General features: G+C 67.6%; 2 protein-coding genes. Both read right to left on the reverse strand.

Annotated features, from left to right (window positions below):
• Positions 1 to 377 (reverse strand): hypothetical protein (locus AC1DQC_RS19795; RefSeq protein WP_477052940.1); only part of this gene is annotated, 377 nt, incomplete at its 3' end.
• 21 nt (positions 378 to 398) lie between these two features.
• Positions 399 to 749, reverse strand: a 351-nt coding sequence (locus tag AC1DQC_RS19800) for a hypothetical protein (RefSeq protein WP_477052941.1), incomplete at its 5' end; no start/stop codon positions are given.

Below are 749 nucleotides of genomic sequence, written 5' to 3' on the forward strand. Positions count from 1 at the left end.
GGCATCACCGGTGCATCCCACCACCCGACGGGCGCTTGCACGCTAACTGCTGCCGGCGCTGCGGTCTCCGCCGACTCGGGTCGGCGGAGGGTTTGGCGGGCGTTGTCCCGCTCGCGGCGAAGGTGCTGCAACCTCCGATGCTGTTCGACCGCAACGGCGGACAGCATGAAGGCCAACACCCCGAGTATCGCCACAAGCGGGAGTGGTATGACCCATCGTGGGGCTTCCGCCCAGATGAGAAGTGCGACCGGGACGTTCATCAGTGCGGAGATCATCAGCGCCACCCACCACGTGGGGACAGCGAGCGCGGTCTGGATGAGAGCGATGCTGATGAGTATCGCGAGCACGAACGCGCCCGCGTGAAGTATCGCGGACATGGCCGGCGCCTTTCTGTGTGGTCAGTTGCCCGCGGCTGCAGGCTCACCCTCGACGGTAGATGCCGGTCGGGACGGTGTTGCAGTCGGTGGCTTCGGCGCCTTCGTCGTCGTCGCGGTCGTCGTCCCCTTGCTGCCCCCAAGTTGGCTGGTGAAGTAGTCCGCGGCCCAGGTCAGTGCGTCGCGGCCTCGGGAGTCGACGACCAGCTGGCCGTAGTTCTGGTGCGCGCCACCGGAGTAGAACGAGATCGCGCGGGTCGCTGAGCGGGTGACGTCGGCGACGTTGAACGACTGCCCGAGGTTCGCCACCGCGCCGAGATCGACGCCGTCGAGGATGCCGCTGGTGTCGGCGGCGGTGGCGAGGGTGTCGAGGAT

This window comes from Cellulomonas sp. P4_H12, assembly GCF_056400905.1.